17 protein-coding genes are annotated in these 13,857 nt (G+C 73.5%); 10 read left to right on the top strand and 7 right to left on the bottom strand.

All coding sequences use genetic code 11. The features are described 5' to 3' along the window. Nucleotides 1-106 precede the first annotated feature (106 nt). Genes ACZ4VA_RS07120 through ACZ4VA_RS07110 form a run of 3 tightly spaced genes read left to right on the top strand, consistent with a single transcriptional unit; the run spans nt 107 to nt 1,725 of the window. Nucleotides 107-1,129 carry an ANTAR domain-containing protein gene (locus ACZ4VA_RS07120; protein ID WP_468080200.1) on the top strand — a complete coding sequence of 341 codons (1,023 nt, stop codon included), beginning with the start codon at nt 107-109 and terminating at the stop codon, nt 1,127-1,129. After that, nucleotides 1,126-1,482, top strand: a complete 357-nt coding sequence (locus ACZ4VA_RS07115; protein ID WP_355786994.1) for an STAS domain-containing protein — start codon at nt 1,126-1,128, stop codon at nt 1,480-1,482. Before ACZ4VA_RS07120 ends, ACZ4VA_RS07115 begins: the two co-directional genes overlap by 4 nt. 57 nt (nt 1,483-1,539) lie before the next feature. Next, a complete protein-coding gene (locus ACZ4VA_RS07110; protein ID WP_355786997.1) occupies nt 1,540-1,725 on the top strand; it encodes a hypothetical protein in 186 nt (61 codons plus the stop codon). Nucleotides 1,726-1,764: 39 nt separating this feature from the next. Here the strand turns inward: ACZ4VA_RS07110 and ACZ4VA_RS07105 are convergent, their stop codons facing one another. Continuing rightward, entirely contained in the window at nt 1,765-2,103 is a 339-nt protein-coding gene (locus tag ACZ4VA_RS07105; RefSeq protein ID WP_355787000.1) for a DUF6233 domain-containing protein, read from the bottom strand. 91 nt (nt 2,104-2,194) lie between these two features. Between ACZ4VA_RS07105 and ACZ4VA_RS07100 the strand changes: the two genes are divergently transcribed. Beyond that, the gene (locus tag ACZ4VA_RS07100) at nt 2,195-3,211 is read left to right on the top strand and encodes a DNA polymerase Y family protein (RefSeq protein ID WP_468080197.1); all 1,017 of its coding nucleotides are present in this window, start codon (nt 2,195-2,197) and stop codon (nt 3,209-3,211) included. 154 nt (nt 3,212-3,365) lie between these two features. Here ACZ4VA_RS07100 and ACZ4VA_RS07095 read toward each other — a convergent pair whose 3' ends face one another. Continuing rightward, the gene (locus ACZ4VA_RS07095) at nt 3,366-3,836 is read right to left on the bottom strand and encodes an STAS domain-containing protein (protein ID WP_356167957.1); all 471 of its coding nucleotides are present in this window, start codon (nt 3,834-3,836) and stop codon (nt 3,366-3,368) included. A gap of 313 nt (nt 3,837-4,149) precedes the next feature. Between ACZ4VA_RS07095 and ACZ4VA_RS07090 the strand changes: the two genes are divergently transcribed. Next, on the top strand, nt 4,150-5,442 hold the full coding sequence (locus ACZ4VA_RS07090) for a PP2C family protein-serine/threonine phosphatase (RefSeq protein ID WP_356167954.1): 1,293 nt from the start codon (nt 4,150-4,152) through the stop codon (nt 5,440-5,442). A gap of 207 nt (nt 5,443-5,649) precedes the next feature. Next, on the top strand, nt 5,650-6,429 hold the full coding sequence (locus tag ACZ4VA_RS07085) for a hypothetical protein (protein WP_468080194.1): 780 nt from the start codon (nt 5,650-5,652) through the stop codon (nt 6,427-6,429). A gap of 82 nt (nt 6,430-6,511) precedes the next feature. On the opposite strand, the gene ACZ4VA_RS07080 is transcribed toward ACZ4VA_RS07085, so the two are convergent. Together ACZ4VA_RS07080 and ACZ4VA_RS07075 are read right to left on the bottom strand one after the other, a co-directional pair. After that, nucleotides 6,512-7,231 (bottom strand): DUF6585 family protein, encoded by a 720-nt coding sequence (locus tag ACZ4VA_RS07080; RefSeq protein WP_468080192.1) that lies wholly within the window; start codon nt 7,229-7,231, stop codon nt 6,512-6,514. A gap of 257 nt (nt 7,232-7,488) precedes the next feature. Continuing rightward, on the bottom strand, nt 7,489-8,088 hold the full coding sequence (locus ACZ4VA_RS07075) for a peptidase dimerization domain-containing protein (RefSeq protein WP_468080190.1): 600 nt from the start codon (nt 8,086-8,088) through the stop codon (nt 7,489-7,491). Between the two features lie 32 nt (nt 8,089-8,120). On the opposite strand from ACZ4VA_RS07075, the gene ACZ4VA_RS07070 reads away from it, so the two are divergent. From ACZ4VA_RS07070 to ACZ4VA_RS07060, 3 genes are all read left to right on the top strand, one after another. Next, on the top strand, nt 8,121-8,993 hold the full coding sequence (locus ACZ4VA_RS07070; protein ID WP_468080188.1) for a LysR family transcriptional regulator: 873 nt from the start codon (nt 8,121-8,123) through the stop codon (nt 8,991-8,993). Nucleotides 8,994-9,071: 78 nt separating this feature from the next. Continuing rightward, nucleotides 9,072-9,749 carry a transcriptional repressor LexA gene (gene lexA / locus ACZ4VA_RS07065; RefSeq protein WP_355795539.1) on the top strand — a complete coding sequence of 226 codons (678 nt, stop codon included), beginning with the start codon at nt 9,072-9,074 and terminating at the stop codon, nt 9,747-9,749. 210 nt (nt 9,750-9,959) lie between these two features. Further along, entirely contained in the window at nt 9,960-10,214 is a 255-nt protein-coding gene (locus tag ACZ4VA_RS07060) for a DUF6158 family protein (protein WP_356167941.1), read from the top strand. Nucleotides 10,215-10,282: 68 nt separating this feature from the next. On the opposite strand, the gene ACZ4VA_RS07055 is transcribed toward ACZ4VA_RS07060, so the two are convergent. Together ACZ4VA_RS07055 and ACZ4VA_RS07050 are read right to left on the bottom strand one after the other, a co-directional pair. Continuing rightward, nucleotides 10,283-11,371 (bottom strand): glutamate--cysteine ligase 2, encoded by a 1,089-nt coding sequence (locus ACZ4VA_RS07055; RefSeq protein WP_468080185.1) that lies wholly within the window; start codon nt 11,369-11,371, stop codon nt 10,283-10,285. A gap of 59 nt (nt 11,372-11,430) precedes the next feature. After that, complete coding sequence (locus tag ACZ4VA_RS07050; RefSeq protein WP_355794944.1) at nt 11,431-11,775, bottom strand: hypothetical protein; 345 nt, start codon at nt 11,773-11,775, stop codon at nt 11,431-11,433. Nucleotides 11,776-12,000: 225 nt separating this feature from the next. Between ACZ4VA_RS07050 and ACZ4VA_RS07045 the strand changes: the two genes are divergently transcribed. After that, nucleotides 12,001-12,927 carry a coiled-coil domain-containing protein gene (locus ACZ4VA_RS07045; RefSeq protein ID WP_356239888.1) on the top strand — a complete coding sequence of 309 codons (927 nt, stop codon included), beginning with the start codon at nt 12,001-12,003 and terminating at the stop codon, nt 12,925-12,927. A 111-nt stretch (nt 12,928-13,038) separates the two neighbouring features. Here the strand turns inward: ACZ4VA_RS07045 and ACZ4VA_RS07040 are convergent, their stop codons facing one another. Continuing rightward, entirely contained in the window at nt 13,039-13,857 is an 819-nt protein-coding gene (locus ACZ4VA_RS07040; RefSeq protein WP_389389955.1) for an NAD(P)H-dependent oxidoreductase, read from the bottom strand.

Below are 13,857 nucleotides of genomic sequence, written 5' to 3'. Positions count from 1 at the left end.
GCGTATACAAAAGGGTGAAAGAGATTTCCTGTATCTCTTGACGTGTACGCTGTGCCGGGCCGAGTCTGGAGAGGCGGAGACGGTGGATGCCTTGGGAGCGACTGCCATGCAACAACGTGCGCATCCCGCGCAGCTCATGAGCGGAGACGGCCACGTCTCCGCGGCCCCCGCCTCGCCGGCGCGCGCGGGCGGACCCCCGCAGCTGACGGTCCGGGCGGTCCCCGCCGGTGACCGGACGGTCGTCACCGTGCGCGGTGAGATCGACATGGACACCGAGGAGATGCTCGAACACCGGCTGGGTGCGGCCCTCGCCGGTTCGGCCGGTGGCATCGACCTCGACATGGGCGGGGTCGTCTTCTGCGACTGCTCCGGGCTCAACGTGCTGCTGCGTCTTCGCCGACGGGCTCTGGAGGCAGGCAGGACGGTCGTCGTCCGGACGGCCGGTGTCGCCGTGCACAGGCTGCTCTCGATCACCGGCGCCGTACCCCTGTTCACCTGCGCGGGTGAGGGCGAGGGGCCCGACCGGAGCGGCGACGCGTACGCACCGGCCGGCGCCGCACACCCCGCGGGGGGAGAGCCGGAGGGGACGCCTGAGCCTGTCGTACGAGACGAAGGGCCCGGTGCCGCACGCCCCGAGGGCGGGGAGCCGGAGCCCATGCCTGAGCCTGTCATACGGGACGCGGAGCCCGGTGTCACGCGTCCCGTCAGCGGTAAGCCGATGCCCGGCCCTGCCGCGGCGGACGCGGTGGCGCATGCCGACGTCCGCGGCGGGGACGCCGGCACTCGCGCCGACACAGCCCCGGCATCCGGTGACGTGAGGAAGTCCGGGAGCGGCGTCGGGCAGGAGCCGTCCGTCGAACTCCGGCAGTTGCGGCGGGCGATGCGGGCACGGCCCGTCATCGACATGGCCCGCGGGATCCTCATGGCGTCCTTCGGACTGAGCGCCGAGGCCGCCTGGAGCGTCCTGGTGTCGGTCTCGCGGAACACCGACACCGAACTGCACGACGTGGCCGGCGATCTGGTGGACGCCATCACGGCGGACGCCCTCCCCGAGCGGGTCCGGCGCCAGCTGATGACGGCCGTCGCCAAGGTCCATGTGCCCGTGGCGGCCCGCGGAGGGGTGGGATGAGCCCGGTGCCGCCCGGACGACTGTCGGTCACTCGTTCCACCACTCCCGACGGCGTGACGGTGCTGGCGCTCGACGGTGAGGTCGACCACACCACCGGCGGGGAGTTCCGGCGCGCCTTCCGGGCGCCGCGCGACCTCGCGAGTCCGCGCACCGTGGTGGACCTGAGTCAGGTGTCCTTCATGGACTCGGCCGGCGTCAACGCCCTGATCCTCGCTCACCGGAACGCCGTCGCCGCCCAGGGCTGGGTGCGCCTGGCCGCTCCGTCGCAGTCGGTCCTGCGGGTCCTGCGGATCGTCGGGGTCGACTCCGTGATCGACTGCCACGGCTCGCTCCAGCAGGCGCTGCGGAACTGAGGCCGCCGGACCGGCGGCCGGGTCGCGGGCGGGGGAGCGGCGTCGTAGACAGAGGGCATGAGCGAGCGTGAGACGTACCACCCCGGCCAGATCGTGCCGGACAGCGGCATCTACGAGTGCGACTGCGGTGGTGAGCACCACTGGAGCACGGACGTGCGCGGTCACCGGTTCCCTCCGCTGCCCGCGGGCTGCGCGGGGGAGTACTGGGCACTGAAGACGGAAGCGCACCCGGACGAGGGGTGACGGCGCCATCCCGCGGAGAGCGGGCCCGCCGCACGCGCCCTACTCCAGGATGCCGAGCTCCAGTTGCGGTTCGCAGTGGGTGCACGCCCGCAGTCCCGAGGCGAGCAGGCTGCGCGCCTCCTCGCGGCTGACGGGACGGCGCCGTTTGCCCGCCGCGTAGCAGTCGCCCGCGTGGAGTTCGACGGGCAGGCGGCCCTCGCCGATGCCCAGCTCGACGATCCAGTCCGGCGCGGCGGGGCGGCTGCTGCGGCCCTGTTCCCGCTCGGCCTCCCTGCTCCGGACGGCCGCGATCTTCCGGTCGATGCGCTCCAGCCACATGGCGTGCCAGACCCGCAGGGTCAGCAGGCGTGCCAGGTCGGGCGGCAGGTCATCGAACATGTATCCGATTCTAGATCCAGACCGGCGGGGCCTCGCCACCTCGCGTGTTCGAATTTATGTTCGATAGTCTGGGGAGCAGGAGGTGGGTGTCATGACCGCAGGTACGGAGGCACACCGGACGTCGGGGGTGGCGAGCGTGATGCATGTGCGCTGCCCGGACGCCGTGCCGGAGGAGGTCTACCGGCAGGTCCTGGAGCAGTTGTCGGAACTCTCTCCCGTGGTGCAGGCCCTGCCGCCGACCGCCGCCCTGGTGGAGCTGAAGGGTGCCCTGCGCTACCACGGCACGGACGCCCGCAGGCTGGGGGAGGTGCTGCGCATCCGGACCATCTCCCGGCTGGGCGTCGACGTCCGCGTCGGCGTCGGCCCGACGATCACCGTCGCGGCCACCGCCTCGGGCCAGGTCGCCGCACCCGGGGGCGTCCTCGCGGTGACGCCCGACCAGGTGACGGACTGGCTGGGCCCCCTGCCCGTCGAAGCCCTCCACGGCATCGGGCCGCGCCAGGCGGCCGCGCTGCGGGATTACGGCGTGCACTGTGTCGGCCTGCTGGCCTCGGTCCCTCCGGCGACCGTGCAACGCGTCCTGGGCGGCCGTGCGGGACGGCTCGCCGCCGACCGGGCCCGCGGCATCGATCCCCGCCCGGTCGCGCCCCGCGCCCTCCCCGCCTCGGCCCGCGTGCAGCGGTCCTTCACTCAGCACACCCTGGACGGCGCCGCTGTCCGCGCGGCCCTGCTGGACCTCGTCGTCGAGCTCGGGCACCGGCTGCGCCGACGGGGCCAGGCGGCCCGCGGCCTGACGCTGACGCTCCGGTTCGCCGGGGGTACGTCCTGGGAGCGGACCCGTCGCCTGCCGGCCGCCTCGGCCCACGACGAGGACCTGCGGATGACCGCCTACCGCCTGATCGACGCCGCCGGACTCCAGCGCGGCCGTCTGACGGGCGTCGCGCTGAGGGCCGAGGACCTCGTCGACGCCGGCCAGGTCGCCGAGCAGATCAGCCTGGACGGGGCGCGCGAGGCCCGGCTGGTCGCGGAAGAGGTCAGCGACCGCATCCGCGACAAGTTCGGTCCTGACGCGATCGGACCGGCCGCCCTGCTCGGCAAGGCTTCCTAGGCGTACCTGGCGACCGCGGAGTCCGAGGTCGCGATCGCCGAGGACCGGCTTCGCTCCCCGCCGGAGGCGATCGCCTCGACGGGTGGCCGTCTCGCGCGCCGGTGCCGGGTGAGTGAGTACTCCGCCCGTCCGCGACCAGGCCAGAAAGGTTTCTTCAGGAGGTGGGCGAATCCGGCCCGTCGTGCCCGTGCGGGTCGTGCCCCCGCGTGCTGTGCCCGTGTCCGGGGCCGAGCGCGTCGCGCCCTCGTCCGTGCGTGTCGTGTGCGTGCCCGGCGGGCCGGTCGCGGGCCGTGTCGCGCAGGGGCAGGCGGGTGAGCGAGCCGGTCGAGTCCAGGACCGCTTCGACGCTGGGGCTGGTGCGGGTGATCAGTAGGCTGACGCCGATCATGTGCAGGGCGTCGCTGACCCCGAGGAGCGTGTAGAGGCCGCCCGCGTCGCAGAAGGCGACATCCGAGAGGTCGACTTCGAGATCTCCGCCGGTGAGCTCGGGAACGGCCCGCCCGATGGCCTCCCGGAGCCGGGGGCCCGTGTGCACGTCGAGTTCGCCGGAGACGCGCAGCAGAATGCCGCCCGGCCCCTGTTCGGCCTGGCGGACCTGCAGTCGCCGTACCGTCTCCCGGCGCACACCCGTCACTTTCCGACCGGCCGTGCCGGTCATGACTGCAGTCGGCCGCTGCTTTCCCAACGGCCATGGCTCCTCCCGGCGTGCCGGCGGAGCCGCGGCTCTCCTTCCCCGCAATACGCCTCGCATGCCTCGGGGAGGGCGATCGTCCCGATCGGCGTGGCTGGCACGTGACGGGCGCGGCCCTGCCCGCTGCGACGAGAGGGGCGCGTACAGCATGCAACGAACGAGGCCGCCGACGCACTCGAACGCCCGCGCGAGGTGAGCGACGTACGGTGGCTGATAGGGAAGCGGACCCGGCGGGAAGGCTGGGCGGGTGGACGACTTCGACGTGGATGTGGCGCTCCAGCAGGCGCTGGACCGTCTCACCCTCCTGAACGACATCGCCGACGCGCTGTCGAGCACGCTGGACGCGGTGGAGGGGCTGCGCCGGGTGTGCCGCATCGTGGTGCCGCGGCTGGCCGACTGGGTGATGGCGGACCTGCTCGACGAGGAGGGCCGGCTGGAGCGGATCTGCCTGACCCACCACGACCCGGCCGTCCTCCTGGCCGATCCGACCGGAGCGCTGCCCGAGGTGCCGGCCGTCGCGACCGGTCCGCTGTCCCGGGTCCTGCTGGGTGCCGGACCACTTCTCCTGTCGGCCGAGGACGTGCCGACAGCCGACCAGGCGAGCGATCCGCTGCACGCGGTGAATCTCGAACTCTTCGCCCGGCTGGGCGGGGACAACCTCATCGTCGCGCCGCTGCGTGCCCGGCGCCGGGTGCTCGGGGCGTTCACCATCGTCCGCCACACCGGCCGTCCGGCCCTGCGGGAGGCGGACCTGGCGCTGGTCGAGGACCTCACGCACCGGATCGCGCTGGCTTTGGACAACGCCCGCCTGCACAGGGAGACGCAGAGGATCGCCGAGCGGCTGCAGCGCTCCCTCCTGCCCGAGCTGCCCGACATCCCCGGGCTGGAGATCACCGCCCGTTACGCGCCCGCCGCCACCGGCGCGGACGTCGGAGGCGACTGGTACGACAGCTTCCTTCTGCCGCGGGGCGACACCACCCTGATCATCGGCGACGTCACCGGCCACGACCTGCGGGCGGCCGTCACCATGAGCCAGCTGCGCAACATGCTGCGTGGCATCGCGTGCGACCGGCAGGAGCCACCCGCAAAGATCCTGCACCGCTTCGACATGGCGGTGAGCACCTTGTACGAGCACACGACGGCGACCTGCATCTACGCCCTGCTCAAGGGACCTTCCGGCGGGCCGTGGCAACTGCACTGGGCCACGGCCGGGCATCCGCCGCCGCTGCTGATCACCGATCAGGGCGACACCCACTATCTCGAAGACGCCCACGGCCTGCTGCTCGGCGTCCGTCCCGCCGAGGGACGTGTGGACGCCCAGCACCCGCTCCAGCCCGGCAGCACGATCCTGCTCTACACCGACGGTCTTCTCGAACGGCGCGGTGAGAACCTCGACGACGGCCTCACCCGGCTGCGCCAGCACGCCGCGGCCCTGCACAGCCGACCGCTCGACGCCCTGTGCGACGAACTCCTCACCGGGCTCGCCGCCGACTCCACCGACGACGTGGCCCTCCTCGCGCTCCGCCTGCCCACGACCTGACGAGCAGTCACCTCGCGGCGCGACACCGTCCGCAGTCACGCGAGTGACTGGCGATGCCTACGGCGCTGGAGTCGCGGTGCGCCGCACGCCCGCCCGCAGTGACGTTCTCCGGCCGTGGTACGCAGTACACAGAGGCAGGAGACGGGCAACGGGACGGGTGGGGCGTGAGCCTGGTGGGCACGATCGCGGGACGGGGCTCTGTCTGACATGAACCGGATCTCCGGGCCCTCCGGCCGGGCGTGGGCGGCGCTGGCGGTGCCGCTCGCCCTCATCCTGCTGATCCTGTCGGCCCAGGGCCCCCTGTCGCACGAGCGGAGCGGACGCCTGCACGCGCTGGGCGGGGCCCTGAAGGACGTGTCCTTGCCCGGCGGGGTGACCGCCGCCCTCTCCGAGTGCGGCAGTACCCGCTCTCCCCGGCCGGTGCCGAGGGGGGAGGGCGAGGAGCCCGCCGCCGTGCCCTCGCTGTCCATCGGGTCCTACGAGTACTCGGGCAAGGGCCCGCACGCCGACGGGTTGTCGACCTTCACCGTCACGGTGCGCCTCGATCCCGGCCCCCGGCCGCTGTTCCTGCCCGACACGGGCAAGGGCACGGTCGCGAGGGGACAGGCCACCATCGACATCCAGGGGCCGCGCGGCGAGGGCCGTATCGCTTCCGCGCGCGGCCTGACGGCACGGGTGGTGCGGGGCCCGGCCGGCAAACCCGTGCCCCGGCCGGAGTCGGGTGTCCACCGCTTCGCGCGCACCGGCGACCTGGCCCTCGAAGTCGAGCTGCCCGCACGCGCGGTCTGCCCGGGGCGCTCCCTCGCCGATGTCGGCCGGTGCGACCCGGGGGGCAACCGGATCGAGGACTGCCCCGTCGTCGCGGTGACGCTCGCCGACGAGACGGTACGGCTGCACCGGGCCGCCGAAGCCGGGTTCTCGGCCCCCGGCCGCTTCAGCGACCGCCTCGTGGCGGTGTTCTACGAGGAGAGCGTCGCGGGGGCGTGACCCGGCGGGGCCGGCCGCCGGCGCGGCCCGCGGGCGGCCGTCGGCCCGCGCCGCTACTCCTGACGGAGGTTCTCGGCGAGGTTCAGGAAGAGGCCGACGTTCGCGATGTCGCTGACGGGGACGGTGGCCCACGGGGTGGAGGTGTCCCGGCGCAGCACCCGGACCACACCCGCGGAGACCTCGAAGGGGCGGATGTTCGTCCACGGAAGCTGCCCGGCGCCCTGGGCGCCGAGCGAGGCGAGCGCGACACCGAAGGGCCGAAGGCGACCGTCTCACCGGCGAGGACCGCTTCCAGGACGGTACGGCCCTGGGCGCGTACGACGGCGTCCTGCATCCAGGGGCCCCACACCTCGGGGTCGGCATAGAAGTCGGTGACGGCGGCGCCCGCGTGACCGACTTCGGAGGACAGTGCCGTGTAGGTGTGGGTCGTGGTGGTCGGCAGGCCGTTGACGATCTTCAGGACGATCTCCTGGTAGAGCCGGACGGAGTCCCAGCGGATCGCGGTCACGGTGTCGCCGAGGCGCGGATGCACGATCATGCCGTGCTCGAACAGGTACAGCCGTTTCGCGGCCTGTTTCCGGCTGAACTCCGGGGTGCGGCGCAGCCACCAGAGGAACGCCAGGCCCGGCACCACGAAGAAGAGCAGCTGGAGGAGGGTGACGACGTAGAGCGCGAGGAGAAGCCTGTGCATGCGCTTGGGCGCGAACTCGCGCTCCAGGCGCCCCAGTTGACTCTGCTCGGCGAGTGCGGCCACGGCCGGGGGCAGGTGAGCGGTTGACGGCGGGGGAGGGGAGGACGGCATGGGAATCCTTCGCTTGGCGGGAACGGGCATGCCTCGGCTCGATATGCCGGGGCGGGCGGGGGAGTTCAGGATCGGGACCGCTCGATCAGGCCGGCGAGGAGCCGGGCCCGGGGCGCCATGTGTGAGACCAGGACGTGCTCCGTGTCCGCGTGGGCGCCGCTGCCCACGGCTCCGAGGCCGTCCAGCGTGGGGCATCCGGCGCTCGCCGTGTAGTTGCCGTCCGAGGCTCCGCCGACCGCGCGCCCGCGCAGAGGGCCCTACCCCGCCTCGAAGTTGAGCCGGGACGCGAGGGCGAAGAGCGCGGCGGACGACTCCGGTTCCATGGGTGGCCGCCGAGCACCGCCGAGCACTTCGAGCCGCGCACCGTGGGTCCTCACCCTCAACTGCCTTACGAGGCTGTCGATCCGGTCCTGTGCGGCGCGGGTCGGCACCCGGACGTCGACGGAGACGCGTGCCGGCGCGGGCACGGTGTTCACGGTGCTGCCGGCGGACACGAGCGTCGGCGTGACGGTCGGCGCGCCCAGCGGTGACGTGTCATGACTCAGGGCGGCGGAGAGTCCGGCGAGGGCGAGGACCTGATGTGCCGCCTCCACCGTGGCGTTGACCCCCTTCGCCGGATCGAGTCCGGCGTGGGCGGCCCTGCCGTGCACGACGACCTCGTACCGTGAGGTGCCCTTGAGGGCGGTCTTGAGGGCGCCCTCCCCGTCGGCGGACGCGTCCAGTACGAAGGCGGCCACGCAGCGACGGGCCGCCTGCTCGATCAGCTCGCGGGAGGTGGGGGAGCCCCTCTCCTCATCGCCGTTGACCAGGACGCACACACCGCCCGGGGTGGGCAGGGAGGCCAGGGCGTGGAACATCTGCCGACGCACTCGACTACACCCAGTCCGCGGTGTCCCGACGGATCGCCTCGCTGGAGGGACAGGCCGGCGGCCCGCTGTTCGACCGCCTCCCGCGCGGGGTGCGGCTCACCCCCGCGGGCCACGCCCTGCACGGCCACGCGGTCGGCGTACTGGAGCGCCTGGCGCGAGCGGAACGCGAACTGGCCGCGATCCACGCGGGCCGAGGCGGCACCCTGCGCACCGGGGCGTTCTCCACCGCGAACATCTCACTCGTCCCCGCCGCGCTGCGCGCGTTGGCCGCCGCCCGGCCCGATGTCGAGGTCATCGCGGCCGAGGGCCGCAGTCACTCCTCGATACGGCACCTCGCGGACGGCGCACTCGACCTCGCGGTGGTCAGTGACTACCCCTCCGGACTGCCCACGGCCGAGGGCGTCACGACGACGCCCCTGTGCGAGGACGAACTACTGGTGGCGCTGCACCGCGACCACCCCTCGGCCGGCCGTGATCCGGTCGACCTATGTGAGCTGCGCGACGAGTCGTGGATCCAGGACGCGCCCCCGGACGGCCACACCACGCTCACCCAGGTGTGCGCCCGCGCGGGCTTCACCCCGAGGCGGACCGTCCGCATCGCCGAGTGGACAGGCAAGTTCGGCCATGTCGCCGCGGGACTCGGTGTCGCCCTCGTGCCCTCGCCGGCCTCCTGGGCGGTCCCCGCCGAGCTCGTCCTGCGCGGGCTCGGCGACCTCGCCCCGCGCCGCACCGTCCATGTCGCCCTGCCGGACCACCCGCTGTCGGCGGCCCTCCTGCTGCGGGACCTGCTGCGCGAGACCGCGCGGCACGACGGCCTCGCGGACGGCGCACCCCGTCTGGTCGCCCACGTGACCGTGACCGGGGGACTGACGCGCGGCGGGCGAATGCCATGATTCGGGAGGGGCGTTCCCTTTGGGTGGGATGGCGGGTTAGGGTCGCGCTCAGTGAGATCTTGAGTCGAGGTGGTCCTGATGGAGAAGACGGCAACAGCGCGCCGGGGCAGGCCGGCGGGCGTCCGCTCCGTCGAAGGTGAGCTGACGGCTCGTCAGGCAGCCATCGTCGAGTTCATCGCGGACGAGGTCACGCGCCAGGGCTACCCGCCCTCGATGCGGGAGATCGGCAAGGCCGTGGACCTGGCCAGCACCTCGTCCGTCGCCCACCAGCTGATGGTCCTGGAGCGCAAGGGCGTCCTCTACCGCGATCCGCACCGGCCGCGGGCCTACCGCGTGCGGCCCACCTGGGCGCCCGACCTGAACGGTGCCGCCGCCGGCAGGCCGCCGGCCGAGGTGCCCCTCATCGGGCGGATCGCCGCCGGTGTGCCCGTCCTCGCCGAGGAGGCGATCGAGGACGTCTACCTGCTGCCGCGCCAACTCGTCGGCGAGGGCGACCTGTTCGCCCTGACCGTGGCCGGCGACAGCATGGTCGAGGCGGCCATCTGCGACGGCGACATCGTCACCGTCCGCCGTCAGGACAGCGCCGACCACGGCGACATCGTCGCGGCGCTGATCGAGGACGAGGCCACCGTGAAGCAGTTGCACCGACGCGACGGCCAGGTCCTCCTCATGCCCCGCAACGCCGCGTACCAGCCGATCCCCGGCGACCAGGCGGTCATCCTGGGCAAGGTCGTCGGCGTGCTGCGCCGCCTCTGACCGGAGCCGCGGACCGTACGCGGCGGACCGGGCCCGCCATCTCCCCGCCGCCTGGATCCGATCGCCCCTCGACCCGTCCCGCTCCGCCCGGCGAGGCACCCGGGCGGCCCCGCGGCGTGTTTGCTCCCCGGTGATCGGGTGACCCGAGGCAGCCCGGGCGCACGTACCGGCCGGAGGTGCGCCGCGGACCCGACCCGTGAGGAGTTCACTGTGTCCACGTCGAAGCAGGGCAGCGGGGCGGCCGAGGGACTGGATCCCTCGCTGCTCGACGACCAGGAGCTTGTGCGCGAACTGGAGAGCGTGCACCGCACCCGCCACGACACGTTTCTGCACGGCTCGAACGACGCCCTCGCCGCGCACACCCACAGGACGGCGGCCCTGGAGGACGAATACATGCGGCGCAACCCGGACCGGGCCGTGACGGCGGGCCGTACCCGCGAGGGGGCCCGGGCCCGCGAGGCATGAGCGCGGGGCGCACGCGCCGGCCGTACCGTGCGCGTGCGCCCCGCGGGACCGGGTGGGTGTGCGGAGCCTCAGGACTGGGTGCGGCGCACGCACTCCGTGACCACGGCACCCAGGCTTCCGGTCTGCTCCAGCAGCTCGCGCTGCACCCGGGCGCCGTTGCCGTGCCGTAGCAGGTCCGCGACGGCCTGCCGCGCCCGCTCCGCGTCACCGCTGTCGTCGAGCGCGGCTCCGGCGTGGTCCAGAAGCGCCCGTACGACCTCCGCCGCGGGCGCGGGCTTCATGGTCAGCGGGTGCAGCAGGTCCCCGTCGAGGCCGGACCGGGCGGCCCGCCACGCCGCCAGCCGCAGCAGCTCGACGCTGTGGTCCAGCGGCTCGACTCCCGCACGCCACTCACGTGCCGCCGTCTCCACGAGCCCGCGCGCGAGGGTGGCGATGAGCGCGGCGGTGCTCGCCTCCAGGCAGACGTCCGAGACGCGCAGCTCGACCGTGGGGTACTGGTCGGAGAGCCGGGCGTCGAAGTAGACCATCGCCTTGTCCAGGGCGACGCCCGTCGCGACCATGTCGGCGACCCGCTGGTGGTACCGCTCGGCCGACCCGAAGAGCGCGGTGGGGCCGGCCATCGGCCAGCGACCCCAGACCCGGCTCCGGTAGCTGCTGTACTGGCTGTTCCTGCCCTGCCAGAAGGGGGAGTTGGCGCTGATCGCGGTCAGGACGGACAGCCACGGGCGGATCCGGTCCACGACGGCGACACCCTCGTCGTCGGACTCGACGGACACGTGGACGTGACACCCGCACACGAGTGTCTCCTGCGTCGCCAGACCGAACTCGCGCGCCATCCACTGGTACCTGCTGTTCATGCTCACCGACGGACTCACCGGGAGCGGAGACGTGGCGAGCGCCACCACGGCCGCCCCGGTCTCCTCGGCGAGCCGCTGCGCCTCCTTGCGGCAGCGCACGATCTCCGCCGCGAGATCACCCATGTCCGACTGCGGATGCGTGGCGAACTCGAGCTGCTGCTGGTGCAGCTCCTTCTCGAACGTCTCCTCGTCCGGGTCGTCCCTGGCGGCACGGGCGAGTACGGCCGCGGACAGAGCCTGCGGTTCTCCCGTCTCCGGATCGACCAGGAGAAGTTCTTCCTCGACTCCGACGGTGCGCACGTGATGCGGCCTTTCTCTCTGCGGGGGGGTGCTTAGGACGGCAGGGGGAGCACCGGGCGCTAGCCGGCCCTTCGCGGGCCTGGGACGTGACGCGTCCGGGCGGCCTTCTCGCCCTGCACGAACGGATCGATCTCCGGGTCGTAGGTCCCGGCGTGGTCGGCCAGGGCGTCGGTCACCCGCTCCCACTCCTCCACCTCGGCCTCCGCGCGTACGGCCTCGCCGCCGGTGAGCGAGTGGGACCTGGCGGCGTGCCGGGCGGCGTCGCGCGCGGCCTTCGACTCGTGGTGCGACATGCCCGTGGCCCGCCGGCGTACGTCCTCCCACGCGGCTCGCTCGTCCCCGGTCGGCCCGTCCGCGGGGGGCGCGGTGTCGCCGGTGTTCTCACGCTGCTGTTCGAAGCTCACTACTCGTCCTTGAGGTCGGCGCGGCTGCCTGCCCTTCAGGGTTCCGACTGCCCGGGAACGGCAGACGGACACCATCCGGCCAGGCCGCCGGTGCCGTGCCGGTGGAGGTGCCGCTTCCAGCAGGCGGCGCCCTCCCCGGAGGCAGCAGCAGAATCCGCGCATCAGGGGCGAAGCTGAGACTATCGGTAGGAATCAGCCCGTTCCGGAGAAAGGACGCCGGTGGACGTGGACGCTGTCGCCGACGAGCTCTACGGGCTGCGGCCGGACCGGTTCACCGCCGCGCGAGCCCAGCGGGCCGCGGCGGCCCGCACGGCAGGCGACCGGGAGCTGGCCGACAAGATCAGCGCGATGCGCCGCCCCAGCCTGTCCGCCTGGTCCTGCAACCTCCTGGTGCGGGAGCGGTCCGACGAGATCCAGCCCCTCGTCCAGCTGGGCGAGGCACTTCGGCAGGCGCACCAGGAGCTGGACGGCGAACAGCTGCGCCGGCTCGCCGGTCAGCAGCAGGCACTGATCAGAGCACTGGCCCAGCAGGCGGAACGGCTCGCGGCGGACGCCGGACACCCCCTCGGTGAGGGCGCCCGGCAGGAGGTCCGGGACACCCTCCAGGCGGTCCTCAGCGATCCCGACGCGGCCCGGGAATGGGCCGCGGGCCGGCTCACCAAGGCTTTGAGCCCGGCCGTGGGCTTCCCCGCCGTACCCCAGGCGCCGGCGGCACAGCCGAAGGCGCCGCCACGGAGAAGCCAACCGCGGACGAAGGCCAGCGAACCGCGCGAGACCGACCGGGCGGACGACGCGGCCCGGCGGCGGCGCGAGAAGCAGCTCACCGAGGCCCGCCGGGCCGCCGAGGACGCCGGACGCGACCTGTCGGTCCGGGAGACGGAGGCGGCGGAGGCCGCCCGCGTGGCTCAGGAGGCCGCGGAGCTTGCCGAGACCTTGCAACAGCGCGTCGGCGAGCTGCGGCGGCGCATCGGCGAGCTGACCGAGGAGCTCGGGAGCACGGAGGACGAGCAGCGCCGGGCCCGTGCCGCCGGACGCGAGGCACGCGAGCGGGAACGCGCGGCCCGGAAGCGGCTGAGCACCGCCCGGGCCCGGGCGCAGAAGGCGGCGGACGAACTGGAACGCCAGGCAGGTGCCGACGGACGCGACGGGTGACGGCCACCGGTCCTGACCGGGGTGCCGACCGTCCGGCCCGTCACCGCGCCGGTCGGGCTCCACGCCGCGAGGTGCGAACCGACGCGGCCTGACCGGCGATGCGTACCGGGGTCAGCTCTCGTGGTCCGCGCCCGCGCGGGCGTCCGGACGGACGTGGAGGTCCGGCCCGCTCGTCCCCGGCTCCTCCACGCCGGGCAGCAACCGCATGTCGTGGTCGTAGTCCCCGCCGACCAGGGACCGGAACGGGACCGGCTCGTCCGTGAAGAGCCCGTCGAGACGCCGCGCGTACGCCCGCGTCGTCTCGGCGAACCGCCGCGCGCTCACGTCGTGCGCGTCGTACACCGCGAAGGGCTCGAGCGGCGCCATCCCGGTGAACCAGAACAGGCCGTGCTGCAAGGGGTGCAGGACGTCCGCGAGCCGGCCGTGGATGCCCCGGTCGGAGAACGCCGACTCCCTCGCTCCGGCCGTCACCGACACCAGCGCCCGCCGTCCCGCGAGCGCCCCCTCGCCGTACGGCGGCGGCACTTCGGGGCCGTAGCCGAACCCGGCGGTGAACACCCGGTCGATCCAGCCCTTCAGGATCGCCGGAACGGAGAACCACCACATGGGGAACTGCAGGATCACGGCGTCCGACCAGCGCACCTTCTCCTGCTCCGCGGCGACGTCCGCCGACAGCCGTCCGGCAAGCGTGGCCCGCTCGGAGACGGTCATGACGGACAGCCGCCCGTCCATGGAGTGGTCGGGGAAGTCGTCGGCGTCCACGGTCGCCTTCCACTTCATCGCGTACAGATCGGACACCCGCACCTCGTGCCCCGCGTCCCGCAGCCGGCCGACCGCGAAGGCGGCCAGGGCCGAGTTGAGCGAGCGCGGCTCCGGGTGGGCGCTGACGACGAGGATCTTCTTCCGCTGCTGCGGCACGGCTTCTGTCAT

This window comes from Streptomyces sp. NPDC028308 (assembly GCF_055565855.1).
Note: the sequence above shows the minus strand (reverse complement) of the source record. Positions and strands in the feature narration are given on the sequence as shown.